The organism is Anabaenopsis sp. NIES-4685 (assembly GCF_059725405.1).
The window spans coordinates 4,118,721-4,143,845 of the sequence record NZ_AP043602.1; the positions used below are offsets into that span (position 1 = coordinate 4,118,721).

The 25,125-nt window shown below is 40.2% G+C and carries 19 protein-coding genes, 5 pseudogenes and 1 CRISPR repeat array; of the genes and pseudogenes, 11 read left to right on the plus strand and 13 right to left on the minus strand.

What is annotated here, in order from left to right:
* Positions 1-107 precede the first annotated feature (107 nt).
* A pseudogene (psbA, locus tag AC6IZ0_RS17800) lies at positions 108-1,188 on the plus strand (photosystem II q(b) protein).
* A 347-nt stretch (positions 1,189-1,535) separates the two neighbouring features.
* Here psbA (AC6IZ0_RS17800) and AC6IZ0_RS17805 read toward each other — a convergent pair.
* The 5 genes and pseudogenes from AC6IZ0_RS17805 to AC6IZ0_RS17825 all read right to left on the minus strand — a co-directional run.
* A pseudogene (locus tag AC6IZ0_RS17805) lies at positions 1,536-1,619 on the minus strand (hypothetical protein); the annotation flags it as partial.
* Between the two features lie 332 nt (positions 1,620-1,951).
* Positions 1,952-2,650, minus strand: coding sequence for a tetratricopeptide repeat protein (locus AC6IZ0_RS17810; protein ID WP_497726096.1), 699 nt, complete (start codon positions 2,648-2,650; stop codon positions 1,952-1,954).
* Positions 2,648-3,501, minus strand: a pseudogene (locus AC6IZ0_RS17815) (WD40 repeat domain-containing protein); the annotation flags it as partial. The gene AC6IZ0_RS17810 and the pseudogene AC6IZ0_RS17815, both read right to left, overlap by 3 nt.
* A gap of 96 nt (positions 3,502-3,597) precedes the next feature.
* Positions 3,598-4,215 (minus strand): annotated as a pseudogene (locus AC6IZ0_RS17820) (tetratricopeptide repeat protein); the annotation flags it as partial.
* A complete protein-coding gene (locus tag AC6IZ0_RS17825; protein ID WP_497724184.1) occupies positions 4,121-4,873 on the minus strand; it encodes a tetratricopeptide repeat protein in 753 nt (250 codons plus the stop codon). The gene AC6IZ0_RS17825 and the pseudogene AC6IZ0_RS17820, both read right to left, overlap by 95 nt.
* Positions 4,874-5,516: 643 nt before the next feature.
* Positions 5,517-6,008: a CRISPR direct-repeat array (repeat unit 36 nt; unit sequence AACCGCTTCCCTCTGGGAAGTGGAATTAATGGAAAC).
* A 135-nt stretch (positions 6,009-6,143) separates the two neighbouring features.
* Here AC6IZ0_RS17825 and AC6IZ0_RS17830 point away from each other — a divergent pair.
* The 7 genes and pseudogenes from AC6IZ0_RS17830 (at position 6,144) to urtE (ending at position 13,691) form a co-directional block, all read left to right on the plus strand.
* On the plus strand, positions 6,144-6,686 hold the full coding sequence (locus AC6IZ0_RS17830; RefSeq protein WP_497724185.1) for a DUF3862 domain-containing protein: 543 nt from the start codon (positions 6,144-6,146) through the stop codon (positions 6,684-6,686).
* Between the two features lie 581 nt (positions 6,687-7,267).
* Positions 7,268-8,350 (plus strand): photosystem II q(b) protein, encoded by a 1,083-nt coding sequence (psbA, locus tag AC6IZ0_RS17835; RefSeq protein WP_497724186.1) that lies wholly within the window; start codon positions 7,268-7,270, stop codon positions 8,348-8,350.
* Positions 8,351-8,561: 211 nt separating this feature from the next.
* Positions 8,562-9,848, plus strand: a complete 1,287-nt coding sequence (gene urtA / locus AC6IZ0_RS17840) for an urea ABC transporter substrate-binding protein (RefSeq protein WP_497724188.1) — start codon at positions 8,562-8,564, stop codon at positions 9,846-9,848.
* 56 nt (positions 9,849-9,904) lie between these two features.
* Positions 9,905-11,058, plus strand: a pseudogene (gene urtB, locus AC6IZ0_RS17845) (urea ABC transporter permease subunit UrtB).
* Positions 11,059-11,077: 19 nt separating this feature from the next.
* Complete coding sequence (urtC, locus tag AC6IZ0_RS17850; protein WP_497724189.1) at positions 11,078-12,199, plus strand: urea ABC transporter permease subunit UrtC; 1,122 nt, start codon at positions 11,078-11,080, stop codon at positions 12,197-12,199.
* Positions 12,174-12,920 carry an urea ABC transporter ATP-binding protein UrtD gene (gene urtD, locus AC6IZ0_RS17855; protein ID WP_271763311.1) on the plus strand — a complete coding sequence of 249 codons (747 nt, stop codon included), beginning with the start codon at positions 12,174-12,176 and terminating at the stop codon, positions 12,918-12,920. The genes urtC and urtD overlap by 26 nt, the downstream gene beginning before the upstream one ends.
* A 72-nt stretch (positions 12,921-12,992) precedes the next feature.
* On the plus strand, positions 12,993-13,691 hold the full coding sequence (gene urtE / locus AC6IZ0_RS17860; RefSeq protein WP_497724190.1) for an urea ABC transporter ATP-binding subunit UrtE: 699 nt from the start codon (positions 12,993-12,995) through the stop codon (positions 13,689-13,691).
* Between the two features lie 21 nt (positions 13,692-13,712).
* Here urtE and arsB read toward each other — a convergent pair whose 3' ends face one another.
* Together arsB and AC6IZ0_RS17870 are read right to left on the minus strand one after the other, a co-directional pair.
* On the minus strand, positions 13,713-14,870 hold the full coding sequence (gene arsB / locus AC6IZ0_RS17865) for an ACR3 family arsenite efflux transporter (RefSeq protein ID WP_497724192.1): 1,158 nt from the start codon (positions 14,868-14,870) through the stop codon (positions 13,713-13,715).
* Between the two features lie 41 nt (positions 14,871-14,911).
* Positions 14,912-15,328 (minus strand): ArsI/CadI family heavy metal resistance metalloenzyme, encoded by a 417-nt coding sequence (locus tag AC6IZ0_RS17870; RefSeq protein ID WP_271730578.1) that lies wholly within the window; start codon positions 15,326-15,328, stop codon positions 14,912-14,914.
* A gap of 216 nt (positions 15,329-15,544) precedes the next feature.
* On the opposite strand from AC6IZ0_RS17870, the gene AC6IZ0_RS17875 reads away from it, so the two are divergent.
* Positions 15,545-15,928 (plus strand): ArsR/SmtB family transcription factor, encoded by a 384-nt coding sequence (locus AC6IZ0_RS17875; protein ID WP_497724193.1) that lies wholly within the window; start codon positions 15,545-15,547, stop codon positions 15,926-15,928.
* On the opposite strand, the gene arsJ is transcribed toward AC6IZ0_RS17875, so the two are convergent.
* The 6 genes from arsJ to AC6IZ0_RS17905 all read right to left on the minus strand — a co-directional run bounded on the left by arsJ (position 15,897) and on the right by AC6IZ0_RS17905 (position 22,092).
* The gene (gene arsJ, locus AC6IZ0_RS17880; protein ID WP_497724194.1) at positions 15,897-17,159 is read right to left on the minus strand and encodes an organoarsenical effux MFS transporter ArsJ; all 1,263 of its coding nucleotides are present in this window, start codon (positions 17,157-17,159) and stop codon (positions 15,897-15,899) included. The two genes, AC6IZ0_RS17875 and arsJ, sit on opposite strands and share 32 nt — an antisense overlap.
* 220 nt (positions 17,160-17,379) lie before the next feature.
* The gene (locus AC6IZ0_RS17885; RefSeq protein ID WP_497724196.1) at positions 17,380-18,390 is read right to left on the minus strand and encodes an ArsJ-associated glyceraldehyde-3-phosphate dehydrogenase; all 1,011 of its coding nucleotides are present in this window, start codon (positions 18,388-18,390) and stop codon (positions 17,380-17,382) included.
* Positions 18,391-18,494: 104 nt separating this feature from the next.
* On the minus strand, positions 18,495-18,824 hold the full coding sequence (locus AC6IZ0_RS17890) for an ArsR/SmtB family transcription factor (protein WP_497724198.1): 330 nt from the start codon (positions 18,822-18,824) through the stop codon (positions 18,495-18,497).
* Between the two features lie 12 nt (positions 18,825-18,836).
* Positions 18,837-20,048: an aspartate aminotransferase gene (locus tag AC6IZ0_RS17895; RefSeq protein ID WP_497724199.1), complete on the minus strand. Its 1,212-nt coding sequence runs from the start codon at positions 20,046-20,048 to the stop codon at positions 18,837-18,839.
* Positions 20,045-21,235 (minus strand): iron-containing alcohol dehydrogenase family protein, encoded by a 1,191-nt coding sequence (locus AC6IZ0_RS17900; RefSeq protein ID WP_497724200.1) that lies wholly within the window; start codon positions 21,233-21,235, stop codon positions 20,045-20,047. The genes AC6IZ0_RS17895 and AC6IZ0_RS17900 overlap by 4 nt, the downstream gene beginning before the upstream one ends.
* Before the next feature lie 335 nt (positions 21,236-21,570).
* Positions 21,571-22,092: a Ycf51 family protein gene (locus AC6IZ0_RS17905; RefSeq protein WP_271730571.1), complete on the minus strand. Its 522-nt coding sequence runs from the start codon at positions 22,090-22,092 to the stop codon at positions 21,571-21,573.
* 574 nt (positions 22,093-22,666) lie between these two features.
* Here AC6IZ0_RS17905 and AC6IZ0_RS17910 point away from each other — a divergent pair.
* Together AC6IZ0_RS17910 and AC6IZ0_RS17915 are read left to right on the plus strand one after the other, a co-directional pair.
* Complete coding sequence (locus AC6IZ0_RS17910; protein WP_497724201.1) at positions 22,667-24,751, plus strand: hypothetical protein; 2,085 nt, start codon at positions 22,667-22,669, stop codon at positions 24,749-24,751.
* Between the two features lie 37 nt (positions 24,752-24,788).
* Positions 24,789-25,085, plus strand: coding sequence for a hypothetical protein (locus tag AC6IZ0_RS17915; RefSeq protein ID WP_497724202.1), 297 nt, complete (start codon positions 24,789-24,791; stop codon positions 25,083-25,085).
* Positions 25,086-25,125 lie beyond the last annotated feature (40 nt).

The following is a 25,125-nucleotide window of genomic DNA, read 5'->3' on the forward strand; positions in this document are numbered from 1 at the left end:
TTAAAAAAATACCCCTTGCCAAACATTTGTAAACAATTGTAAAGTAGTGTCATAGACAGAAAACAAACCTGTCTCATTCATACATACATAACCGCAATCATAAACAAATGACCACAACCTTACAGCAGCGCCAAAGCGCCAACGTATGGGATCGCTTCTGCGAATGGATCACCAGCACCGAAAACCGGATTTATATCGGTTGGTTCGGCGTACTCATGATCCCCACCCTCCTAGCTGCTACCACCTGCTTCATCATCGCCTTCATCGCTGCTCCTCCAGTAGACATCGATGGGATCCGCGAACCAGTAGCTGGCTCCTTAATCTACGGAAACAACATCATCTCTGGTGCTGTTGTTCCTTCCTCCAACGCCATCGGCTTGCACTTCTACCCCATCTGGGAAGCAGCTTCCTTAGATGAGTGGTTGTACAACGGTGTCCTACCAGTTGGTAATTTTCCACTTCCTGATTGGCGTAGCTTGCTACTTAGGACGTGAGTGGGAACTATCCTACCGCTTGGGTATGCGTCCTTGGATCTGTGTAGCCTTCTCAGCACCCGTAGCAGCAGCTACCGCAGTATTCTTGATCTACCCCATCGGTCAAGGTTCATTCTCTGATGGTATGCCTTTAGGTATCTCAGGAACCTTCAACTTCATGATTGTGTTCCAAGCAGAACACAACATCTTGATGCACCCCTTCCATATGTTGGGTGTAGCTGGTGTATTCGGTGGTTCCTTGTTCTCTGCAATGCACGGTTCCTTGGTAACCTCCTCATTGGTACGTGAAACAACCGAAACCGAATCTCAAAACTACGGTTACAAGTTCGGTCAAGAAGAAGAAACCTACAACATCGTAGCTGCTCACGGTTACTTCGGTCGCTTAATCTTCCAATACGCTTCCTTCGACAACAGCCGTTCACTACACTTCTTCCTAGCTGCTTGGCCTGTAATCGGTATCTGGTTCACCTCTTTGGGTGTCAGCACCATGGCGTTCAACTTGAACGGTTTCAACTTCAACCAATCAGTAATTGACTCTCAAGGTCGCGTCATCGCTACCTGGGCTGATGTCATCAACCGCGCTAACCTGGGTATGGAAGTAATGCACGAGCGTAACGCTCACAACTTCCCCTTAGACTTGGCTGCTGGTGAAGTTGCTCCTGTTGCTTTGACTGCTCCTGCAATCAACGGCTAAGAGATTCAGGTTCAGAAATTTAATTAATACTTTCTCTGCTCGACTAAGGCGCTCTTCCTACCGGATGGGCGCTTTTAGTTTTTTGCCAAGGTGGAAATCAGCACTTTTGACACGTCTAAAGCTACAGTGTAAACACATCCTAAGCCAGAGGGAGTTTCCAGCCCTGAAAGAAAGATTCAAACTGACGTAAACCCACAAACTAAATCTGGCAAGGGTGGACTGGGCATATATCAAAAATTGGGTAGCCTAATGAAACATTAATAGGTGTGGATTAATGCCTTTGCCACAGTTTGATGGTGTTATCGCTCTTTGAGGGTAGCGATTGAGCGCCCTCTGGCGACATCTCACAGTTGTATGGTGTGATCCTCACTCCCAGAGGCTAAGATTTTACCATCCGGGCTGAATGCTACTGAATAAACGGAATCTGAATGTTTGAGGACTTTTTTTAATGAAAATGAAGGTGAACTGGTAATGACACTTATAGGATTAGTGGGAAACAAACCATAGCGCATATAAGTATAAATTTGAGTTCCCATTAATCCTAGTAGGGTACTAAATAATAATACTTTTCCCTTACCAAAATATTTCATAGGTAGGTTACCACTGGTAGTTAATTTATTCTTGGGTACATTATATAATGAGGTGTTACCTGATACTTGTCAGGTGTAAAGGTAATTAGGCGGGGTTCAAGCTTGATTTGACTTTCTTCTAGTAGGTCGGATACTAAAATCTATTCAGTCCTCACTTTCAGGTATCTTTGTAGCTACAGTGAGTTTAACATCTCAATTAGTTCTTGATACATAGCAGTATCACCTTGATTGCGGTACAATTGCGCTGCTCTTTGTAAGTCTTCCCTGGCTTTGTTGATGTCTCCTAGCTGAAAGTAAACAAAATTGCGATTGTTGTAAGCATCAGCATAATTAGGATTAAGTCTAATAGCTTGGGTGTAATCAGTCAGGGCTAAATCCCATTTCTGCTGGTCATAGTAAACAAAACCGCGACTGTAGTAAGCTTCAGCTAAATTAGGATTAAGTCTAATAGCTTTGTTATAATCAGCCAGAGCTAAATCCTGTTTTTTCTGCCTATGGTAAACATCACCGCGATTGATGTAAGCATCAGCATCATTAGGATTAAGTTTAATAGCTTGGTTGAAATCAGCCAGTGCTAAATCCTGTTTTTCCTGGTACTCGTAACCAAAACCGTGATTGATGTAAGCATCAGCTTCCTGGTACTCGTAAACAAAACCGCGATTGATGTAAGCTTGAGCATCATTAGGATTAAGTTCAATGGCTTTGTTATAATCAGCCAATGCTAAATCCCATTCCCCCTGGTCATAGAAAACATCACCGCGATTGATGTAAGCCTCAGCATCATTAGGATTAAGTTTAATAGCTTGGTTGAAATCAGCCAGTGCTAAATCCCATTTCTGCTGCGTAAGTCTTGATTTTATTAACTCCGACAATGACCATACTTTTACTGTTTTATCGTAACCACCACTTACAAGAGTTTTGCTATCTGGACTGAAAGCAAGTGATTGTACAAAAGATAAATGCCCATAAAGCGTAATCATTTCTCTTCCAGTTTGCAGTTCCCATAATTTAATAGTTTTGTCATCACTTCCAGTAGCAAATATTGTGCCATCTGGACTGAAAGAAAGGGCGGGAATTGGACGAGAATGGCCATTAAGAGTTTTAATTTCCTTTCCTGTTGCTACATTCCACAATTTAATTGTTTTGTCATTACTGCCACTGACGAGGGTTTTTCCATCAGGACTAAAACTAACAGTACGAACGCCATCTGATGCCCAGCAAGAGTTTTAATTTCCTTTCCTGTTTCTATATTCCATAATTTAATTGTTTCGTCCAAAATGCCACCGCCACTAGCGAGAGTTTTTCCATCAGGACTAAAGCTAACAGTATGAACCCTATTTGAATGCCCAGTAAGAGTTTTAATTTCCTTTCCTGTTGCTACATTCCACAATTTAATTGTTTGGTCATTACTGCCACTGGCGAGGGTTTTTCCATCAGGACTAAAGCTAACAGTACGAACCCAATCTGAATGCCCAGTAAGAGTTTTAATTTCCTTTCCTGTTGCTACATTCCATAATTTAATTGTTTTGCCCAAACTGCCACTGGCGAGGGTTTTTCCATCAGGACTAAAGCTAACAGTAAAAACAAAATCTGAATCATTAAGAGTTTTAATTTCCTTTCCTGTTTCTATATTCCACAATTTAATTGTTTGGTCATCACTGCCACTGGCGAGGGTTTTTCCATCAGGACTAATAGCCACTGAATTAACGGCAGCAATTCCACCTTCATGACTAAGGTTATGACGAGCAATACATGATGGATTACTAATTTCAGTAAAATTAGGGTTAATACTTAGTGCTTTCTGACAATCTTTAGTAGCTTTTTCGTAGTCACCTAAAGCAGCCATAGCAACTCCTCGGTTGTAATAAGCTGCAACATACTCAGAGTCATGATTAATCGCTTCGTTAAAATCATTAACTGCTTTTTGATATTTTTTTAAATTTAAATTAGCTATACCTCGTTTATAATAAGCATCTGCATAATAATCAGCAGCATCTTGATTCTTAGTATCAATCACTTTAGTAAAATTTTGAATTGCATCCTCATAATTTTTTAATTCTCCCTTAACAGAACCAAGTTTAAAATTTGCAACTGGGTCTTTAGGATCAAGGTATGTAATTGACTCTGTTAAATCTGCAATTGCTTTCTCAAGTTCTCCTTGTTGAATATAGATAGTAGCACGACCTATATAACCATTAATAAGGTTAGGATTGCGTTCAATTGCAGTATTGAAATCATCGAGAGCTTTTGGATATTGTTCCAGCTTAACATAAACAGCAGCTCGTCCAAGCAATGGGTCAATGTATCTCTTTCTATCCTCATTAATATTTTTAAGTTTGGGATCAACTTCCATTGCCTTTGTTATAATATTCCATCGCTCTTCTCTGAAATTCTTCTGCTTGTTCATGATATCTTCGTGATCTTCGTGCATTACCATAAAACTTACTTTCTTCTACTGCTTGATCTTCCATTATTGTTTGAATATCACCTAACTTAGAATAAATCTTACCTAATGCTACATACGCTTCTGCAAAATTTCCAGTTTTACTTAATGCCAGATTAAAATTTTTAATTGCTTCATCATAATCATTACGCTCTATAGCTTTCACACCCTCTTCGTAGAAAATCAAGGAACTATATATAGGATTAGATGCACTATAGTCGTTCTTAATCAAATTAATTTCTACTTTATCCACAAAAAAATTAATATCACCTATTAAAGATAGGTAAGGAGTAAGTTTAATAGTGGGTACTAAAGTATGTATTAAATTTGGATTATTTTCAAAATTTTTTGATAAATCCAGTGATTTTGATAAATCCAGTGATTTTAATTTTTTTGATAAATCAATCAGTGATTTTAAAGAAGCTCTAAAAATAGAGTTGTCAGACAATAAAGAAGCTTTAACAACAGAATTATCAGGTAATACAGAATTGCTTGAGGCTACAAGCTGACCAGAAGTGATAGGGCTATTAGAATTATTAGCAATGCCAATTATTTTCTGATAATTTACTTGATTCACCAGTAATGCTGGTAAAGCAGCCTCGGCTGATCTGATAGTATTTAAAGACAACCCAGGCATACTAATTTCTGTCATACTGATAATTAATGACAGCAAGATGCACAATGTAAATTTTAATAATTGCTGTACTTTGCTTAGATTTAGTTTTTCCATGCGATTTATACTTTAAAAAAATCAATTTAATCAATTTTTACGTAAGCATTCAGGGGGGTGTAAATAAGACGAAAAATTGTGTCAATACTTCGGGAGAAAGAGTTATTCGGGCATCCACGGACAATCGTATCATATTCGTTTTCGTTTACACAATTTAAATAGATGAAATTTATAATACCACGCTCTGGACATAATTAAATGACACATTTATTTTAGTCAATCTCGGTAATACTGTTTAGGTAATCTTGTCATCTACCTAAAGATAGATTTTTGCGAATATAAAAATTTTAGAGTAGTATTGACCCCTCACCTTACAAAGGGATGGGGGTATATGGCTTACAGCAGCGCTTCGCCTAAATACTGTTGTAATGCACTAGTTAACTATTACGGAAGTTCAATTAAAATAGCTGAAATAGTGATTCTCATGTATTGAACCTCGGTCGTTTGCTGGGTAAAGCTTTCAGGAGTTCTGTTAGTATGCTAAAGTCCATTTCAGCCGTTAAATTTTCTGAACCTCGGAAAGTGCCTCTAGACTTCTTACTGGGACTGTGTTTAAAATGGAGGGAACCGCTTCCCTCTGGGAAGTGGAATTAATGGAAACAGCAGGTTTAGGTGAAAAGGGGAGGGGCGGCGGCGGCCCCACTCAACCGCTTCCCTCTGGGAAGTGGAATTAATGGAAACTATTAACCGCAAGTAGTGGTAAACTAAAAATAGCAAAGGTAACCGCTTCCCTCTGGGAAGTGGAATTAATGGAAACACTAGCCAGAATTATTCTTAAGAAGGCTATAGCTAAAAACCGCTTCCCTCTGGGAAGTGGAATTAATGGAAACGCCATTGAGCTTAATGGATGTTAACCCCTGAGATTTTGCGATAACCGCTTCCCTCTGGGAAGTGGAATTAATGGAAACCTACTATCTAAGGAAATGCGCCCCGGCGCATCTTAATCTTAACCGCTTCCCTCTGGGAAGTGGAATTAATGGAAACTGGTAAAAATAGGCTATTCCAAAGACCCGGAACAAAAGACCGCTTCCCTCTGGGAAGTGGAATTAATGGAAACTGTCTGTAAAAGTCATTACAGGCGGTTTCTATATATGGCTGGTTCCCACTCGCTGGGAACATTAATCGAATGGAAACCCTGTGTGCTTGACGGATTTAATGTATGCACTATACTGCCAGTAGTATAAACAAAACAATGAACCAGCAAATCAATAAACCACTTTCGGAAAAACCCGCAGGTTATTTTCTTGCAGTTTTAGGTGGAACTCTTGGTGCTCCACTTGGATGGATTACTTCACCGATAGTTCTGTTGATACTTAATAATGTAATGAAGAAAAAGGACGACAAGCAACCGAATAGATTTCTGGTATGGAGTTTGATTGGAATTGTAGGTGCTCCTATTTCTCTTGCTCCAGTTATTAGCAATATGAATACAGCAAGCACCTCCAGTAGCAATACATCAATCACTTCAAGCAGTAATCCAGAACCATCACACACAGCACCAAAAGATACATCTGGTGTAAATATGGAAAACTACAGTAAAATCCAAACAGGAATGTCTTACGAAGAAGTTGTTGCTATTCTCGGCAAGCAAGGGGAAGAGATGAGTAGCACTGATATTGCTGGATACAGAACTGTTATGTATAAGTGGGATGGAGATACGGGTTTTGGTGCAAATATGAATGCAATGTTCCAGAATGGAAAGTTAATTCAGAAGGCACAGTTTGGTCTAAAATAATTACGCACCTATTGCTTGCGGGTAATTCTCCAAATAACAGAAGAACCTTCGTGCTCCTTATGGAAGGTGAAACTGAGTTTTTTGGTTTCACTCTTCCAAGACCTAACTGTATTGCTGTTTAATCCAAGTATTGTTCCCACTCGCTGGGAACATTAATCGAATGGAAACAATGAAACCGTCTGTAATAGCTTTTACAGGCGGTTTCTATATATTTCTGCTACCCAAATACTGAGGAATATCGCCAAACCCCGCCACTGTTTTACTGACTCCATGCTATTGGCGAGGTTCCACTTGTCGCTATTTGGCGAGGTTCAAAAAAGTTTGTCAATATACCTATCTAGGTCATTACGCTTAATGCGCCAGGCTCTCCCAACTAACTTGGCTTTTAGCTCCCCACCAAGCGATCGCCTCTTTGAGAAACTCCTCCAGAATTGAGCTAATGATAAGTAAAACTTACATCAAGCATAATTTTTATTAAAAAAATACCCCTTGCCAAACATTTGTAAACAATTGTAAAGTATTGTCATAGACAGAAAACAAACCTGTCTCATTCATACATACATAACCGCAATCATAAACAAATGACCACAACCTTACAACAGCGCCAAAGCGCCAACGTATGGGATCGCTTCTGCGAGTGGATCACCAGCACCGAAAACCGGATTTACATCGGTTGGTTCGGAGTCCTCATGATCCCCACCCTCCTAGCTGCTACCACCTGCTTTATTATCGCCTTCATCGCTGCTCCTCCTGTAGACATCGATGGGATCCGCGAACCAGTAGCTGGCTCCTTAATCTACGGAAACAACATCATCTCTGGTGCTGTTGTTCCTTCCTCCAACGCCATCGGCTTGCACTTCTACCCCATTTGGGAAGCAGCATCCTTAGATGAGTGGTTGTACAACGGTGTCCCTTACCAGTTGGTAATTTTCCACTTCCTGATTGGCGTAGCTTGCTACTTAGGACGTGAGTGGGAACTATCCTACCGCTTGGGAATGCGTCCTTGGATCTGTGTAGCCTTCTCAGCACCCGTAGCAGCAGCTACCGCAGTATTCCTCATCTACCCCATCGGTCAAGGTTCATTCTCTGATGGTATGCCTTTAGGTATCTCTGGAACCTTCAACTTCATGATCGTGTTCCAAGCAGAACACAACATCCTGATGCACCCCTTCCATATGTTGGGTGTAGCTGGTGTATTCGGTGGTTCCTTGTTCTCTGCAATGCACGGTTCCTTGGTAACTTCCTCCTTAGTACGTGAAACAACCGAAACCGAATCTCAAAACTACGGTTACAAGTTCGGTCAAGAAGAAGAAACCTACAACATCGTAGCTGCTCACGGTTACTTCGGTCGCTTAATCTTCCAATACGCTTCCTTCAACAACAGCCGTTCACTACACTTCTTCTTAGCTGCTTGGCCTGTAATCGGTATCTGGTTCACCGCTCTGGGTGTAAGCACCATGGCGTTCAACTTGAACGGATTCAACTTCAACCAATCAGTAATTGATTCTCAAGGTCGCGTCATCGCTACCTGGGCTGATGTCATCAACCGCGCTAACCTGGGTATGGAAGTAATGCACGAGCGTAACGCTCACAACTTCCCCTTAGACTTGGCTGCTGGTGAAGTTGCTCCTGTTGCTTTGACTGCTCCTGCAATCAACGGTTAAGAAGTTAAGCTTAAGAGAATTAAATAATACTCTCTCTGATTGATCAAAGCGCTCTTCCCAACGGAAGGGCGCTTTTGATTTTGGGCTGAATTTCCTAAATCACCTGCAATCTAAATTTATAAAACTTTGTATATTAGCTAACTTTTTAATAGTAAACTATCAAACTAACATCAAATACTGTAGATAAGCAGTGTAATAAATTCATCCGAATATGACTCAACAATTTAACCGAAGGAAGTTTTTACTTTATAGTTCTGCAACTATCGGTACTAGCCTTTTGCTCAAGGCTTGCGGGAATGAATCACCCAATGAATCACCCACTGCTACTGATAGCGGTGACACCATCAAAGTAGGTATTTTACACTCCCTCAGCGGGACAATGGCGATTAGTGAAAGAAGCGTTGTTGATGCTGAAAGATTAGCAATTAAAGAAATTAATGCTGCTGGTGGTGTCTTAGGTAAACAAATTGAGGCGATTACTGAAGATGGCGCTTCTAACTGGGATACCTTTAGAGAAAAGGCTACCAAACTAATTGATCAAGATCAAACTGTTGTCATTTTTGGTTGTTGGACCTCTGCTAGTCGCAAGAATGTTAAACCGGTGTTTGAGAGTAAAGACCATATGCTCTGGTACCCGGTACAGTATGAGGGTCAAGAATGTTCTAAAAACATTTTCTATACTGGTGCGATTCCCAATCAACAAATTGAACCATCTGTTGACTGGATGTTGAAAAATAAAGGCAAAGAATTCTTTTTAGTTGGTTCTGACTACGTTTTTCCCCGGACTGCAAACACCATCATTAAGGCTCAATTGGAGGCTTTAGGTGGAAAAACTGTTGGTGAGGATTATTTACCACTAGGTAACGTAGAAGTTACACCTATTATCTCTAAAATTAGGCAAGCTTTACCCAATGGTGGTGTAATTTACAACACCCTCAATGGTGATAGTAATGTGGCATTTTTCAAACAATTAAAAGGGGCTGGATTAACAGCAGATAAATATCCCTCTATGTCTGTAAGTATTGCAGAAGAGGAAGTTAAAGCTATTGGTGTTGAATATCTCCAAGGTCACTATGCAGCTTGGAATTACTTTCAAACAGTAGACACACCTGCAAATAAAAAGTTTGTAGAAGCTTTTAAAAAAGAGTATGGTGCAGACCGGGTAATTAACGACCCCATGGAAGCAGCATACGTCGCCGTTTATTTATGGAAACAAGCGGTAGAAAAAGCTGGGACAACTGACTTAGATAAGGTGCGCGCTGCGGCCTATGGTCAAAGTCTAGATGCGCCAGAAGGTACGGTGACTATGAACGCCAATCATCACTTGTCTAAAATTGTCCGCATTGGTCAAGTGAGACAAGATGGTTTATTTGATATTGTCTATGCTACCCCTGCACCAGTGGAACCAATTCCCTGGAATCAATTTGTTCCAGAAACTCAAGGATTTGGCTGTGATTGGTCAGACCCAGCTAAAGGTGGTAAGTACAAGCAAGTTTAAGTTAATAGTCAATAGTCAATAAGTATTGACTATTGATATTTCTTGAGGATAAATAAGTGTTAATAGGTGTCTTAGAAGCTTTATTTAATGGTATTAGTATTGGGGCAGTATTATTAATTGCTGCTTTGGGACTAGCCATTATATTTGGTTTGATGGGCGTGATTAATATGGCCCATGGTGAATTGATGATGTTGGGAGCTTATGCCACTTTTGTGGTACAAAATGGCTGCAAACAGTTGGGCGGAGTGTGGTTTGATTTTTATATATTTTTGGCTTTGATTATTGCTTTTCTATTCACTGCTCTTGTGGGGTTAGTCTTAGAACGGGGCGTGATTCGTTATCTGTATGGAAGACCTTTAGAAACTCTCCTCGCTACTTGGGGGGTGAGTTTAATTTTCCAACAGTTGGTTCGCAGTGTGAATTGGTTATTAGTAATTGGTATATTCCTATTTTGTCTGTTGTTTTTTGGAGGTTTACGGGTTTTAAATACTCGGAGTAGTGGGGGGAAAGTTAGTAAATGGTTTGTAGGATTGTTGTTGTTACTATCTCTGGGAATAACAATAACAATGGGAAATTTATTGAGTGAGCAACAGGTATTTAGTCAACCTTGGTTTGGCGCTCAAAATGTAGATGTGACGGCTCCTGGTTGGTTGCAAGGGGGAATGTCTGTAGGTGGTCTCCAATTACCATTTGCTCGCTTGTTTATTATGGCTTTGACAATAATCTGTGTAGCGGGAATTTATCTATTTTTACAGCGTTCTAACTGGGGATTAAGGATTCGTGCTGTCACCCAAAATCGCAGTATGAGTGCTTGCTTGGGTATCCCTACTCAAAAAGTTGATGCTATCACTTTCGCTTTGGGGTCGGGTTTGGCTGGTGTGGCTGGTTGTGCTATTAGTTTACTGGGTTCTGTAGGACAAACACCGGACAAAATTATATTATTGATACCTTTATGGTGGTAGTGGTCGGTGGTGTGGGGAATTTAGCAGGAACTATTATGGCGGCTTTGGGAATTGGTACGGCTAATTTTTTAATTGGTTCTGGGACTCTAGCTTTGGTGTTATCTCCTATTCAACCTTTAGCTGATGTGTTGAATTTCTTTGCGACTACAAGCATGGCCAAGGTGTTAGTGTTTGCACTGATTATCACGTTTTTACAGTGGAAACCTGGGGGTATTTTTCCTCAGAAGGGTCGTACTGTTGATGTTTAAACCAGAAGGGACGCAGAGCATGAGTCGGAAGGGCGGACGGTTAATTTTAATTGAGATTGGGGTGGTGGTGGCGATCGCACTGATCCTGATTTTAATTATACCAGCAATGCTTTCGGGGTTTCGGTTGAATCTACTGGGGCGGTTTTTGTCCCTGGCCATTGTGGCTTTGGGTCTGGATTTAATCTGGGGTTATACCGGGTTGCTGAGTTTGGGACATGGGATTTTCTTTGGTTTGGGGGGATATGCGATCGCTATGTACCTAAAACTGCAAGTTCCCCCCGATGAATTACCTGATTTTATGGGGTTGTATGGCGTGAAAGAACTTCCTTGGTTTTGGTATCCTTTCTACTCTTTTCCCCTGGCCACAGTGGCGGTGGTGTTGATTCCCAGCCTACTAGCGGGATTATTAGGATACTTAGTATTTCGGAATCGCCTCAAGGGGGTTTATTTTTCCATATTAACCCAAGCCGCAGTGATTATATTTTTCAACTTCTTTAATGGTCAACAACAACTGTTTAACGGTACTAACGGACTCACAGGTTTTAGAACCTTGTTTGGGGTGAATGTCAGTGACTCCCAAACCCAATTCATTTTCTATACCCTCACGGTACTTGTTCTGGCCTTCACTTATGGGATTTGTCGCTGGTTGACAAGTGGACGCTTTGGGCGATTATTAATCGCTATTCGAGATGATGAAAGTCGGGTGCGATTTTCTGGCTATAACCCCACAGAATTTAAAGTTTTAGTGTTTGCGGTCTCCGGTGCGATCGCTGGTATAGCAGGAGCATTTTATACACTTCAAAGTGGGTCAGTATCACCCCGAACCATGGATATTGGGTTTTCTATTGAAATGGTGATTTGGGTGGCGGTGGGGGGACGCGCTACCTTAACCGGGGCGATAGTCGGTACTTTATTAGTCAATTATGCGCGCACTTTTTTAAGTGAACAATTTGCCGAAATTTGGCTATTTTTTCAAGGCGCACTATTTTTAATAGTCGTCACAGTCTTACCTGACGGTCTCATGGGATGGTTAAAAAAGCAACAGATTCCTTTTTTCCACCGCCCTGGCCCCATCCCCACATATCCTACCTTAGAAGCAGACCCAGAAGTGCAACATGAACGCGAAAATCTTGGAAACTGAAAACGTCACCGTCAGTTTTGACGGTTTTAAAGCTATCAATCAACTCAACTTTAGTATGGATGCGGGAGAGTTGCGGGTAGTAATTGGTCCCAACGGTGCAGGAAAAACCACCTTTCTGGATGTAATTACCGGGAAAGTACAACCAACCATTGGGAGAGTTTTATTCAAAGGTAAAAATCTGCGTTCTTTACCTGAACATGAAATCGCCCGCTTAGGAATTGGGCGGAAATTCCAAACACCGCGAATTTACTTAAACTTAACCCCCCGTGACAACCTAGAAATTACTATTAACCGCCACAAAAATGTATTTTCCACCCTATTTCATCCCTCTCATCCTACGGAAAATAATAGTATTAAAGGCTTATTAGAAACAGTTGGTTTAACCCCTAAAGCAGACATTCCCGCCGGGTTACTCTCCCACGGAGAAAAGCAACGTTTAGAAATTGGGATGTTAGTAGCACAGTCCCCCGACTTATTACTAGTTGATGAACCAGTTGCAGGGTTAACAGATGAAGAAACCTACAACATCGGACAACTACTATTAACACTCGCCCAAAGCCATTCAATTCTAGTCATTGAACACGATATGGAATTTGTCCGCCAAATTGCCAAGACGGTAACAGTATTACATGAAGGTTCCGTACTATGTCAGGGGAGTTTTGCACAAGTCCAAAATGACCCCCGTGTAATCGAAGTATATCTAGGAGAACAGCCAGAATAAAACTGCTGTTTTTTAACCCCTAGGGTCTGGAGCTTAGATAAATCATAACTGCCATTGAGAATCAAAAAACTGATGCTAAAAATTTCTCAACTTAACGTTTACTACGGTGAAAGCCATATTTTACGCAACGTAGATTTAAGCGTACCACCAGGGCAAATGATCTGCTTAATTGGACGTAATGGCGTAGGTAAAACCACTCTACTTAAAACAATTATGGGGTTACTCTCACCCCGCAGTGGCACAATTAACTTAAATGCAGAATTAATCAACTCCAAATCTCCAGACCAAAGGGCAAAACTGGGAATTGGTTATGTTCCTCAAGGACGAGAGATTATTCCCCGGTTGACAGTCAGAGAAAATTTGCTTCTAGGGTTAGAAGCTAGACCAAAAAACCGTAAAAAAGCAGAAATTTCCGAAGAAGTTTTTAGCTTATTTCCGGTGTTAAAAACTATGTTATCCCGCATGGGTGGTGACTTAAGCGGTGGACAACAACAACAGTTAGCGATCGCCCGTGCTTTAATGGGAGAACCACAGTTACTGGTCTTAGATGAACCCACCGAAGGTATACAACCCTCAATCATCCTGGAAATTGAAGCTGCAGTACGTCGCATCGTAGAAACCAAAGGGATTTCTGTGTTATTAGTAGAACAACACTTACACTTTGTCCGTCAGGCTGATTACTATTACGCCATGCAAAAAGGTGGGATTGTGGCCTCTGGTTCCACCACAGAACTGAGTCAGGATGTGATCCAAAAGTTTTTGGCTGTTTAAGTTTAATTTTGATTGGGTATTTTACCGTAAAGTCAAATCCTCACTACTAATACAGCGTGGATCTGGTAATGTAGCTTTTTCTGGCTCCCTGGGGAACCAAACCGCTGTGCGCTGACAAATTTTAACCAACATCAACATCACTGGGACTTCGATTAACACACCTACCACAGTGGCCAATGCAGCACCGGAATTTAAGCCAAACAACATCACAGCTGTAGCAATAGCAACTTCAAAGTGATTACTAGCTCCAATTAATGCAGCTGGTGCGGCATCTTCATAAGATATATTCAGTTTTAATGCTGCCACATAACTAATCAAGAAAATGAAATTAGTTTGAATAAATAGGGGTACAGCAATTAACAAAATGTGCAAGGGATTCTCAACAATCACTTCACCCTTAAAGGCAAATAGCAAGACTAAAGTAATTAACAAAGCAGTAATAGCAACTGGAGTGAGATACTTTAAAAACCGCCTTTCAAACCACTGTCTACCTTTGTGTTTAAAAATCCAATAACGGCTGTACATTCCTACCACTAAAGGTAAACCAACATAAATGATTACTGATAAAACTATGGTTTGCCAAGGTACTATTAAATCATTGGCTGCTAGTAACCACCTGCCCAAGGGTGCATACAAAAATAGCATTAATAGTGAATTTACCGCCACCATGACTAAGGTATGTCCCTGGTTGCCGTATGATAGATATCCCCACATCAACACCATGGCGGTACAGGGAGCGATTCCTAATAAAATTGTCCCGGCGATATAGGAATTAACTATTTCTGCTTCCCTCCCACGCAGTAATTCTGTACCTGTTATTAATGGACGAAATAACCAACCCAAGAAAAACTGCGCAAATACCACCATTGTGAATGGTTTAATTAACCAGTTGACTATTAAGGTGAGAATTACAGGTTTAGGGGCGCGGACTGCATTCACAGCTTGGGTAAAGTCAATTTTTACCATGATGGGGTACATCATGAAGAATAGACACACTGCAATGGGTAGGGAAACTTGATAAATACTCATTGCATCCAGTGCGATCGCCACCCCAGGAAATAACCTCCCTAGTGCAATTCCGGCTAAGATGCACAAAAATACCCAAACAGTCAAGTATTTCTCAAAAAAACTGAGGTTACTCCCAGCTTTTAGCGGGGTTGTGTTTGTGTTGGTATTCATTGATATCACCTAAAATGAGGAATTATGGAAGAGGAGGTTATTTAACCACAACAGGAGTGTTTCCAGTTCTCACTTGGTGTTGTATCAGCAACTTTGACTACAAAAATTTCCCAACGGTTGCCATCTGGGTCTGTTACCCAAACTTTATCTTGTACAGCATAACAACAGTCTATATCTTCTTCAGTAAACAATGCCAGTCCTGCCTCTGTAAACCTTTGGATGGCAGAATGCACTGCTTGTGTACTTTCAACTTGTACCCCTAAATGAGACAATGCACCACCAGACTGGATATGATTGGCTAGGTTGAGAGTTAGGTTTAAAGCCGGATGGGAAATATCAAATTTAGCGTAGTCAGCTTTATATTTGACGGGTTCCACACCAAACATTGCCTGATAAAATTCTACTGACTTTACCAGATTAGTCACGTTCAAAGCCACATGAGTTTTCAATACTGCCATAATTTATCTCGTTACAGGATTGATAAGTAAGTAGGCATTAAAATTTGTCGTTATGACAAGGGAACACCGGAACAGGGAACACCGGAACAGAGAAGAGGTTTTGGGACACTTTACTCTTCGTTACATACTTCGGTTTTTTTTTGTTCACCTACTTAAACATCTGTTATATAGATGTTTATCAATATCTTGCCATAGCATATCGATAAGTGTCAATATATGAATATGAACTCGCCCATAGACCTGAAAAACTGTTGTAAACCAGTGCTATCCAGCTTCCTTAAGGCTGATGAAGTAGCAGAGATAGCAGCTATTTTCCGAGTATTGGGAGAACCAGCGAGACTACAACTTCTCAGTTTCATTGCTAACCGACCACAAGCCGAGGCCTGTGTTTGTGAGTTAATAGAACCTTTGGGACTATCACAACCAACTGTGAGTCATCATCTCAAGGTTTTATATGAAGCTGGTTTACTCAAGAAAGAACGACGCGGCACATGGATTTACTATCAATTTGTGCCTGAACGTATTGAATTGTTGCAAAAAGTCTTAGCACTACCGAGCGTTGATGAACCTAATCTCCGCCTTCGGATTTCCAAGCTATAGCTTGACTCGGTTGTGGGTCAGGTAACTTCATCGTCACCAGTCCGGCTGCTAAGACTAATAACATGGATGTCCACAGACAACCTACTAAGTTAAAATATTGAAATACCAACCCTGATAACACTGTACCAGCTAATCGACCCCCGGAGTTAGCCATATAGTAGAAGCCAACGTTGAGGGCGACTTTATCGTCATCGGTGAACGCTAACACTAGGTAGGAGTGGACTGCTGAGTTAAAAGCAAAAACTACACCAAATACAAGCAGTCCCCCAATAATTGCTATGTTACCAGGTACGCCCAATTGTAAAGCCAAGGCGATCGCCGCCGGAACTGCTGTGAGGGTAAATGTCCAAAACTGGATAGTCTGAGATTTCGGTGGTTGACCAGAACCAAAGCGCTGGATAAGGGTGGGCGCTAAAAACTGAATCACACCATAACCAATCACCCAACAAGCCAAGAATCCACCCACTTGATAGAACGACCAGCCTAAATTTCCCCGTAAAAACACTGGTAACCCCACAACAAACCACACATCGCGGGAACCAAACAGAAAAAATCTCGCAGCTGAGAGAATATTAATTTCTTTGCTCTTAGAAAACAGTTGGCTAAACTTAACTTTGGCCTTGATTTTACCCATACCCCTAGGCAACATCAACCCTGTGAACATAATTAAGAACAGTCCCCCAGCCATAATTAACAGGGAAGAGGTAAAGCCAAAAGAAGACAACAGCACACTACCAACAAAAAAGCCTACCCCTTTAAGTGCATTCTTGGAACCTGTTAATACCGCCACCCACTTAAATAAAGATGACTGAGCCTCCTGGGGTACCACCAAGCGAATAGCACTCTTAGAACTCATTTTAGTTAAATCTTTGGCAATCCCGGAAAAGGCCTGGGCTACCATCACATAACCCACCGCCATCCACTGCGCCCAATTGGGACTCAGCCATGATAGCATGACTAAAGAAAAAACCTGTAAGCCAATACCCGTATAAAGAGTTACCTTTAAACCCAATTGGGAACCAATCCAACCCCCCAGAAAGTTGGTAATAACCCCAAAGATTTCATAGAATAGAAATAAAAAGGCGATTTGTAAGGGAGTATAGCCAATACTATCAAAATAGAGTAGTACCAGCATTCGCAAAGCACCATCAGTGATAGTGAAACCCCAATAGGCTAGGGTAACAAGAATATAATTCTTGAGATTAGCGCCAGAAGCTGTAGAAGATGTCATATACAATTGCGGAGTATGGAAAAGATTGTTACAGCAGATTTCCTTTGACTCAGGTAAACTACTAGTAGCTACTTACCTGCAAAATCCTATATAGCATTTCCCATGCTCGTGAGGTACAAATTTTTTTAGTTTGAGGGAACAGGGAACAGGGAACAGGGAATAGGGAATAGGGAATAGGTGTGTACTTCATGAACCTGCAAAATCCTATATTTCCCAATGACTAATAACTCAATGCAACCTTACGCGCCAGTTCAACCATCCGATTGGCGTAACCCCATTCATTGTCATACCAAGCCAGGATTTTGACTTGAGTTTCATCCACCACCATTGTAGAAAGAGCATCAATAATAGAAGAACGAGGATCATCTTTGTAATCAATGGATACTAAAGGACGCTCTTCGTAGCCTAAAATACCTTGAAGGGGTTCTCGTTCTGACGCTGCTTTCAATAAGCTATTAATTTCATCTACCGTGGTAGGTCTTGCAACTTCAAACACACAATCTGTTAAAGAAGCATTTAGTAATGGGACTCGCACCGCCACACCGTTGAGCTTACCGTTCAGTTCGGGATAAATTAACCCAATGGCTGTTGCTGAACCGGTTGTAGTCGGAATTAGAGATAAACTCGTGGCCCGCGCCCGGCGTAAATCTTTATGGGGAGCATCAACTATGGTTTGAGTATTAGTATTGTCATGGATGGTAGTAATTACTCCATGTTTAATACCTAAACCTTCATGAATTACCTTGACTACTGGAGCTAAACAGTTAGTAGTACAAGAAGCAGCAGTGAGAAGATGATGCTTTTGAGGCTCATAGAGATAATCATTTACCCCCATGACTATATTTAAGGCTTCTTCCTTTACCGGAGCAGCGACAATTACTTTTTGTACTCCCCTTTTAAAATAAGGGTCGAGGGTTTGAGGAGTGCGAAATTTACCGGAGCATTCCAAGACCAAATCAACACCCAAGTCATCCCAGGGAACTGCGCCTGGTTCAGCATAATCACTGAAGCTGATAGTTTGGTTGTTAATTAAAACACTGTCACAACCCGCTTCTACTTCTAGTGGCCAACGTCCATGGACAGAATCAAACTTTAATAAGTGTGCTGCTGTTACCGCACCGCCTTTAATTTCGTTGATATGCACAAAATCTAATTCTGGCCAACCCCATCCAACCCGTAGAGCCAACCTGCCAATTCTACCAAATCCGTTGATTCCTACACGCACTCTCATATTTAATGAAGAAAGCTTTACTTTTATATCATTTCAAAAAAAATTGATATGTCAATGACTGAGAGGTTACTGTATACAAAAATTCATCAATAAAACTTGATATATCAGGAAAAATTATCGCAAGACTGAGCAGGAGATATTTCTCCTAACCGGCTATATTCTCCTAAATATGATTCTAAAACAGCGAACTGGCTCAAATTCAAACTGTAATAAATCCAGCGTCCTTCTTGACGGGCGTTGACTAAGCCTGCTTCTTTGAGGGTTTTCAGGTGAAAAGATAGTTTTGACTGACTTACCCCCAAGGTATCACACAAGTCGCATACACACTGTTCCCGCTTTCGCAGCAATTCTACCGCATTAATCCTGATGGGGTCAGAAAGAGCATGAAAACCGGCAACAATTAAATGAGAATTGGTAGCACAGGGGGTAGACATCAGTGATTTTCTCTATTGTGAACCAGAGACTACGGTTTCGGGTTGATAACGGATACCAGCTTGTTTAAATCTGTGCAAAGCTTCACCCAAGCGATCGCACTCTGCAATCAAGCTGATCCTAACATAGCCTTCACCTGCGGTCCCAAAGGCATTACCAGGAGTAACAACAACGCCAGTTTGTTGCAACACATCCAAGGCAAAATCCGTAGAACCCATACCCACGGGACACTTTACCCATAGATACATAGTAGCTTTGGTTTTGGGGATATCCCAGCCCAATTTTCCTAAACCGGTGATGAGAAAATCTCGGCGGGTGCGGTAGCGTTGTTGTACTTGATGTAAGTACACATCTGGTAGTTCCAAAGCTGTTTGGGCTGCGGTTTGCAAAGCGGCGAAAATACCATAATCCAAGTTAGTTTTGAGGGTGCGCAAACCTTGAATTACATGACGATTCCCCACCACAAAACCCACACGCCAACCAGCCATATTGTAGGTTTTGGATAAAGTGTGGAACTCAACCCCAATTTCTTTTGCGCCGGGAATTTCTAACAAACTAGTGGGTTGATAACCATCAAAAGCTAACTCAGCGTAGCATAAGTCATGCACCAGCAGAATTTCATATTTCCGCGCAAAAGCCACGATGTCCTCAAAAAATTCCCGGGGAGCGGTGGCTGCGGTGGGATTACTAGGATAGTTAAAATAGAGGATTTTCGCTTGTTGTGCAACTGTATCGGGAATAGCAGCTAAATCAATTAACCAGTTATTCTCTGGTTTGAGAATTAAACTATGAATTTTCCCCCCAGCAATTAGTGGACCGCGAAAATGGGCGGGATAGGCTGGAGAAGGAACCAGAATTAAATCACCAGGATTAATATAAGCGATCGCTAGATGGGCTAATCCTTCCTTAGAACCCAGTAAAGGTAAAGCCTCACTATCCGGATCTAGAACCACATTATAGCGGCGATTGTACCAATTAGTGATAGCACTGCGGAAACTAGCAGTACCTTCAAAAGGCGGATAACCGTGGTTGGCGGGATTTTGTAACGCCGCCATTGCTGCTTCCACCACTGGCTGTGGTGTGGCACCATCTGGGTTTCCCATACCCAAATCAATTAAATCAAGTCCTTGTTCGCGCGCTTTAGCCTTCAATTCGTCTAAACGAGCAAATACGTAAGGCGGTAGCTGTTGTATGCGTTCTGCGGGGGTAATCCAATTCAAGCTCATTGTAAAACCTCTTCATTCATTCCCCTGGTGGAGACACGATTAATCACCTCTCTACTATCCGTTGGTGCGGTGGTAGAAACCATTGCAGCCATCAACTCTTCTGTCACAACTTTAAACGGTAGTCGATGGATGTCAGACTGGGGCGCTAAGGCAATTTCCCCAGCTGTTTGTAATTCTTTTAATGTAATTTTGCCTAAACCTAAATCATCCAAATTTCGCGGCAGTCCAATGTCTGCATAGAACTTTAACAACTGTTGCCGTGCCGATGCTGCTAGTTGATTACTTTGTAACATTTCTTCTAAACGCAGCTGCACCAAAATACCGTAGGCAACTTTTTCACCATGTATACTACCGTGTCCAGGGATGTGAGTTAACCCATTATGTACCGCATGAGCCGCCACCGTGCGACACTGCGCCCCTCCTAGCCCCCCAATTACCCCAGCCAGTAAAACTGTAGCATCTACGACTTCTTGCCAAACCTCACCACCTGGTTCTTTGAGGGCGGTAGCTGACTTTTGCAATAGTATATCTCGTAAAACTCGCGCTTGTTGCACTGCGGCAATAATTAAAGTTTGTTGAGAATTACCACTGCTGACTGATGCTTCATACCATTTAGCGATCGCATCCCCAATTCCTGCCACTAATGTATGTTGTGGTGCTGTTTGAATTAAATCATAGTCAAGTATTAATAAATCAGGACAGCCAGACAGAGCCACATCATAGAGGAAAGCCCCGGTTTCCGAATAGACATTAGAAAGAGCAGTCCAAGCGGCGCAGGTAGCCGCAGATGTAGGAATTGTCACTACTGGTAACCGCAACTGATGGGCGACTAACTTAGCTGTATCCAAAGCTTTACCGCCCCCAAAACCAATAATCACATCAGCTTGGTGTTCCTGGGCTGCTGTCCTTAAAGCTTGTAAACTAGCTTCACAGCAATCTACACCATAACTCTTTACGGCTGTGACTAAATTTTCCTGGGCTAAAATTGGTTGTAGACTCTTTTGAGCCATAGTCACAGTAGAATTACCCGCCACTAATAAGGGACGAGTTCCCAGGCGGGAAATTTCTGCTGGTGTTGATTGTAAAACCCCACAACCACGCATTACCTTTCCGGGAGCAACTGTCAATGTCAATAATGAGTTAGAAGTTTGAGTAGACAAGTTTTTTGTAAAAGATTGACTGGGCATATAAATCTAGTGTGCCAAAACGTTGATAATTCTTAATCAAATTTTAGACTTATGTCCAGAAATTTTCGTTTCCATTGGCTCTAATCACGCCCATGCGGCTCCAACTCTGAACTACCAAATTTTTGAAGACCCAGAATTAACAATTATATATCCTAATCTAAAAAGCATCAATACTGTATAGTATAATACAAAAAAAATATGTTATTTTGTTGACAAAGAATTTTTCCCGGGAGAACAAAAAATCAACGGGGAGAGCGCCGAGTAAAGATGAAACTTCACCAGAATCAACCATTTTCTACCCCGTGACCCAAGAAAAAGTCGGAACTAATTCAGCACTAAGAAGCAGCATCGGGTAATTGAGCGAATTTTTCCCAGTAAATTTGTAGCTCCATATTCCCATCTTCGCGACTAGCTAATGTCCGCTTGATCTGACCTAAGTAAAGAGGTACAGAAACCCCTGGTTCAGGATGAATCACAGTACGAGCGCGAATAGTCAGTTGATTATCTCCCCTTGTCCCCAGACGACCATAGGAATACAGATTACTAGCCGCTTGCAACAAAGTTGCTTCTAATTGTTCGGCTGAAATTTGAGGTGATGTAGCAATCACCGTTTCTGTAGAAGCATTATCATAAACTAAAGTATATTTTACCGCCCCTGGAATCACAGTGCGACTCAAAGGCACCAAAGACAGAGAAAATAAACCCGCAGTCAGCACCAACATAAAGCCGGTTGTACCCACCAGTCGAAAGCGGATACCCCACTTGACAATAAAAGCCAGCAATGTCAGGGCGGCGAATGCTATGGTGGCAATACCCGACCATTGGCCGTACTGAAGAAAGTCAGAAGTTGTCAGCATACAGATCAGCTACTTAGGCGTATTTTACTTGATGACGGACACACCCATTTTACCCATTAGTTGCACTCAGTAATTATGACTTAGCACCATATCATGTCTACTATGCATTTTCCCTTAGTAATGGTTTGTGGAAATTGAATAGCTATGATAATTACTGTTGATTTTACTGGAACTTGGGCAAAAAATGTATGATTGGTTACATATTTACCCATAAAATAATAAGCATTTTTACTATTGCTAGCTGACCCTTATCATAATACATTTTTTTACAGTAGCCAAATAAGAAGAAAAGAATCAGTAAATTTAAGGAAGAAGAAATTGAGTTACCAAAAATTTTCACCTTTACATTTACCACTAAATTTGTAAAAGAAAACTAAGTGTTGCCATTTCGTTTAATTTAAGTTATTTAGTTCAACTTTTTGGATAATTTTTACTTATGAATTCATATTATCTCATGAATGTGAAACAAGGAGTTAAATTAAATTTTTTATACAAATTTTAGTGATTTATTGATTAATTTACATACTTAAATATCGTATTTTTCATTCTACCATAATCAGAGCATAAACTAATTATGAGCAAGCCATCTAATTCGGATAACACCCATATCGAAAAAGTAAATACCAAAGACCTATCTAGCTTAATTGATAAAAAAATTGATGAAATTAATTTCGATAGAGCAGAAGAGTATGTACAACGCTTACAGAAAAAATATGTTTACCAATCCAATCATGAAAACGCTCAGATTATTATAATCGGCAGGATACTACAAGCAGGAGGATTATATTTAGAAAATGAGTCTAATGATTTATTTTCAATATTAAAAGCAGCATTTAAAACACCATTCGATTTGTATATATTCTTAAAAAAGAATGTAATTCAAAACATAAACGACTCTCCTTTTGAGAATATCGCTGATATATCGATAAAAATGGTATATCAAATTGCCTATCTTTATGATTTTAGTCTGGAACAGGAAGATATAAAAAATGAGCTTATAATTGCTTTTGGTGCTGCTTTTTTCGGAAAACCAGCAATTGAAGATGGCATCAATTGGTTGCAGTCTGATAAATTTACTACTATCTCCATCATAATTCCTACCAAAGCTCTGGTAATTTATAGTGTAGGACAGATTGCTTGTGCAATATATGAAGAAAAGTTGAAACAAAACAATGATTACTTAAAATCATCGACATTAGTCAGTACAATCAACAAATTACACGAGCAATATTTACATAATAACAATTCGGACGCAGCTATTGATCATTTAATTAAATCTGAAATTACTCTAGCGAGAAGAAAAATTTTGCTAAACATAGCAGGAGGAATTGAAAATAATTCAGATTTTGAAAATATAAATACACAAAATTTATCTGATTGGATTGTTAACAGTTTATGTGACATCAACTTCCATAAATCAAATAAGTATGTGCAACTCTTACAGGAAAAATATAGCGATAAATCAAATCATGAAAAAGCCCAGATTATTATCATTAGCAAAACACTAGAGGCGGGAGGATTAGAATTAGGAAATCAATTATTAGATTTGTTTTCAGGCTTAAAAGGCATAATTCAAAATATAAGCGGCTGCCGTTTTGAGGAAATAACTGATATTTCAGTAAAAATGGTATATGAAATTGCCTATCTTTATGGTTTTGACGTTCAAGACCAAGATATAAAAACTGACCTTATAATCGCTTTTGGTGCTGCTTTTGTCGGAGAACAAGTCATTGACTACGGTGTAGCTTGGTTAAGTTTCAATAAATTTGCTACTATAGCTATCTCAGTTAGTGCCAAAGCTTTAATGATTTATAGTATAGGACAGATTGCCTGTGCAATATATGAAGAGAAGTCAAAACAAAACAATAATTACTTAGAATCATCAACGTTCGTAAGTGAAATTAAACAAGTAAACCAGAAATATTTACATAATAGCAATACTGATGCAGTTATTGATAATTTCATTAAGTCTGAAATTACTCCCGATATACAAGACGTTTTAGAAGAAATGGCACAAGAATCTGAAAATGATTCAGATGGTGATTTCCAGCGCTACGTTATTCCCAAACTACTAAACTCCTCTCCTGGAGTCTTGGCATTTACTAAGTTAGACCGTAAGGATGAATTATTCATTATATGGCAGAATGAAAAAGGAATTAAATATAAGTATCAACCTGATTTTGTAGTCAATACTGGAGATAGAATGTTCTTGTTGGAAACAAAAGGAGATCATTTTATTGCAGAACCAAGCGCAATTCTAAAAGTTCAGGCGGCGGTTGAGTCGTGTAAAAAAGATTCTGCTTTCCAGCCACCTAAAGTTGTTAAAAAGCGTTATAAGATTAATTTTGAGCCTAGTTTAACAATGACATATTCTGAACAAAGTTATCTTAGGGCAAAGTTAGATAGTTATGTGTTTTTGTCTTATTCTCAAGCAAATGACAAAGTTATCAAGTTAAAAACTTCCCCTGTATTTACTAATAAAATAAGCAATGTCACACTTGACTCTGAAAGCTATGAAGAAGATTCTCAGCCACAACAATGGGAATATATAATTCTTCGAGAAAGCGTATTTGAATTAAATGAAGAAGCATCATTTAATGATCTGTTGGCCAGTATGCGAGAGGAAACAGAAGCCATAATTGCTGATTTATCTGTATAAAAATCAGCATAAATCTATTAACATTTAGGAGGGATTTGTGTTAGAGTTACTAGGAAATTTGATAATAGCAGTAATAGCAATACCATTAGTAATAATAGCAATACTAGTAGTATTATGCATTGCTATCATCATAGCAGGAATAGCAATATCATTAGTAATAATAGCAATACCAGTAGTATTGTGCATTTCAATTGTCATGTCGTTTTTTAAAGAATCAGATTCTTCTAGTTATAAAACTGAGATTAAAAACAGGTCTGAAAAATCAGATAAGCTTTTTGAAAGTCCTAAACCTGAGATTGAAAATAACTTTGAAAAAGCGGTAGATGAGCTTTGATAATTTCTTGAATATCCAAATATAGCATTTCCCATGCTCG

What these genes read in the sequence shown, in the direction of transcription:
- AC6IZ0_RS17825 (WP_497724184.1), bottom strand. Translation starts at nt 4,873, where the DNA reads ATGACAGAAATTAGTATGCCTGGGTTGTCTTTAAATACTATCAGATCA.
- AC6IZ0_RS17830 (WP_497724185.1), top strand. Translation starts at nt 6,144, where the DNA reads ATGAACCAGCAAATCAATAAACCACTTTCGGAAAAACCCGCAGGTTAT.
- psbA (WP_497724186.1), top strand. Translation starts at nt 7,268, where the DNA reads ATGACCACAACCTTACAACAGCGCCAAAGCGCCAACGTATGGGATCGC.
- urtA (WP_497724188.1), top strand. Translation starts at nt 8,562, where the DNA reads ATGACTCAACAATTTAACCGAAGGAAGTTTTTACTTTATAGTTCTGCA.
- urtC (WP_497724189.1), top strand. Translation starts at nt 11,078, where the DNA reads ATGAGTCGGAAGGGCGGACGGTTAATTTTAATTGAGATTGGGGTGGTG.
- urtD (WP_271763311.1), top strand. Translation starts at nt 12,174, where the DNA reads ATGAACGCGAAAATCTTGGAAACTGAAAACGTCACCGTCAGTTTTGAC.
- urtE (WP_497724190.1), top strand. Translation starts at nt 12,993, where the DNA reads ATGCTAAAAATTTCTCAACTTAACGTTTACTACGGTGAAAGCCATATT.
- arsB (WP_497724192.1), bottom strand. Translation starts at nt 14,870, where the DNA reads ATGAATACCAACACAAACACAACCCCGCTAAAAGCTGGGAGTAACCTC.
- AC6IZ0_RS17870 (WP_271730578.1), bottom strand. Translation starts at nt 15,328, where the DNA reads ATGGCAGTATTGAAAACTCATGTGGCTTTGAACGTGACTAATCTGGTA.
- AC6IZ0_RS17875 (WP_497724193.1), top strand. Translation starts at nt 15,545, where the DNA reads ATGAATATGAACTCGCCCATAGACCTGAAAAACTGTTGTAAACCAGTG.
- arsJ (WP_497724194.1), bottom strand. Translation starts at nt 17,159, where the DNA reads ATGACATCTTCTACAGCTTCTGGCGCTAATCTCAAGAATTATATTCTT.
- AC6IZ0_RS17885 (WP_497724196.1), bottom strand. Translation starts at nt 18,390, where the DNA reads ATGAGAGTGCGTGTAGGAATCAACGGATTTGGTAGAATTGGCAGGTTG.
- AC6IZ0_RS17890 (WP_497724198.1), bottom strand. Translation starts at nt 18,824, where the DNA reads ATGTCTACCCCCTGTGCTACCAATTCTCATTTAATTGTTGCCGGTTTT.
- AC6IZ0_RS17895 (WP_497724199.1), bottom strand. Translation starts at nt 20,048, where the DNA reads ATGAGCTTGAATTGGATTACCCCCGCAGAACGCATACAACAGCTACCG.
- AC6IZ0_RS17900 (WP_497724200.1), bottom strand. Translation starts at nt 21,235, where the DNA reads ATGCCCAGTCAATCTTTTACAAAAAACTTGTCTACTCAAACTTCTAAC.
- AC6IZ0_RS17905 (WP_271730571.1), bottom strand. Translation starts at nt 22,092, where the DNA reads ATGCTGACAACTTCTGACTTTCTTCAGTACGGCCAATGGTCGGGTATT.
- AC6IZ0_RS17910 (WP_497724201.1), top strand. Translation starts at nt 22,667, where the DNA reads ATGAGCAAGCCATCTAATTCGGATAACACCCATATCGAAAAAGTAAAT.